This window comes from Frankia canadensis, assembly GCF_900197875.1.
Classification (GTDB): domain Bacteria; phylum Actinomycetota; class Actinomycetes; order Frankiales; family Frankiaceae; genus Frankia; species Frankia canadensis.
This window is the reverse complement of record NZ_FZMO01000398.1, coordinates 1-1,840: the sequence shown is the minus strand read 5'-3', so window position 1 is coordinate 1,840 and position 1,840 is coordinate 1. Positions and strand designations below refer to the sequence as shown.

1 protein-coding gene is annotated in these 1,840 nt (G+C 71.8%); it reads left to right on the top strand.

Annotated elements, in window-relative coordinates; genetic code table 11:
* Positions 1–100 precede the first annotated feature (100 nt).
* Positions 101–1,792, top strand: a complete 1,692-nt coding sequence (tnpC, locus tag C1A33_RS24535; protein ID WP_101833704.1) for an IS66 family transposase — start codon at positions 101–103, stop codon at positions 1,790–1,792.
* Positions 1,793–1,840: the final 48 nt, after the last annotated feature.

Below are 1,840 nucleotides of genomic sequence, written 5' to 3'. Positions count from 1 at the left end.
GGTGTCCATTCACGGGTGCGCAGGGGTAGCCCGCTGACCTTGGGGTTTGTGTTGCGGGGACGCGCTGTGGTCGTTGCTTGATCCTGGTGGTTGGGCGTGGATGATCAGAGCTGTGGCTGAGTCGTCCGCGTCGTCGTGGGAGTCGCGTCTCGCGGCTGCCGAGACGCGGATCGAGGAACTCGCCGCCGGGCAGGCCGCGTCGGTGGCGGCGAACGAGCGGTTGGCGTCGGTCAACGAGCGGCTGCGTCGGGTCGTGGAGGACTCGGCCGCGCGGCATGAGGTGGAGCTTGGCGCGGTGCGCGCCGAGCGGGACCGGGCCGTGCGGCGGGTCGAGGAACTCGAGCTCGAACTCGCCGAGCTGCGTCGGCGGTTGTCGATGGACAGTACGAACTCCTCTGTGCCGCCGTCGAAGGAGCCGATCGGCGCGCGGGAGAAGCGGAAGGCTGAGCGGCGGGCGTCGTCGGAGCGGGTCCGGTCGAAGGAGACGAAGCCTGGTGGGCAGCCGGGTCATCCGGGGTCGGGGCTTTCCCGGGAGGCGGAGCCGGACCGGTCGTTATCGGCGGACCCGCCGTCGGAATGTGCGTCGTGCCAGGCGGATCTGTCCGACGCGATGGTGCTGGCGGACGGGTGGGCGCAGGTCTGGGACCTGCTCGAACCGGTGCTGGAGAAGGTCGAGTGGGTGCTGCCGCGGCGGCGCTGCGCGTGCTGCCGGAAGGTCACCACGGCGGCTGTTGCGGGGGTGCGGCACGCGGCGGCGGGCGGCGTGGCCTACGGGCCCCGGCTGCACGGCGCGGCGGTGCTGCTCGCCTCGGAGGCGAACGTGCCGGTCGAACGGGCCGCGACGGTCATCGACGCGCTCCTCGGAGTGCCGGTCTCGGCCGGGTTCGTCGCCCGCGCGAACGAACGCCTCGCTGGGGATCTTCAGGCCGCCGGGTTCGACGAGGCGATGAAGGCCGCGCTGCGCGGCGAGCCGGTGCTGTGCGGCGACGAGTCGCCGGTCAACGTGCTGCGCAAGGATCTTGACGAGGCCACCGGCGCTGTCCTGTCGGGCACCCCGCACCTGCTGGTCGTGCGCACCCCGACGCCCGGGCTGGTCTGGTACGCGGCGATCAGCTCCCGGTCGTCCGAGGCGATCGACACCACCGGCGTCCTCACCGGCTGGCACGGCCTGTTCACCCGGGACGACTACGCCGGCTGGCACCAGTACGACCCCACGCTCGCCGGCGTGCAGCTGTGCTGTGCCCACCTCATCCGCTCGCTGCGGGCGGTGCTGACGCTCGCGCCGAAGGTCCAGAAGTGGGCGGGTCGGCTCATCGACCTGCTCCGCGAGGCCGGCCACCTCGTCGCCGCCGCCCGCGCCGCCGGCAGGAACCGCCTGGACCAGAAGACGATCGACGCGCTGCGGACCCGTTACGACGCCGACGTCCGCATCGGCGAACTGACGAACATGTCCCGCCCCTGGACCGACGAGAAGAACCATCCCGGCCTGGTCCTGGCCCGACGGCTCGCCGCGAAGGCCGACCAGGTCTGGCTCTTCACCACCAACTTCGCCATCCCCTGGACCAACAATCCCAGCGAACAGGCGATCAGACTCCCGAAACGGCACCAGGCCGTCTCGGGCTACTGGCACACCCCGGCCACCCTGGCCGCCTACCTCCGCGTGCGCTCCTACCTCGTCTCCGCCCGCGACCACGGCCTGACCGCCATCGACGCCATCCGCCTCGCCCTCGCCGGCACACCCTGGCTGCCCACCCCGCGCACGGCCCGCCCCACACACACTCTCGCCGCCTGAACCACCATCAACACGGAGCTACTCAACCCACCACCCGTGAATGGACAC

Excerpts from the sequence above, each read along its gene's own strand:
- tnpC (WP_101833704.1), top strand. The coding sequence starts at position 101 with ATGATCAGAGCTGTGGCTGAGTCGTCCGCGTCGTCGTGGGAGTCGCGT.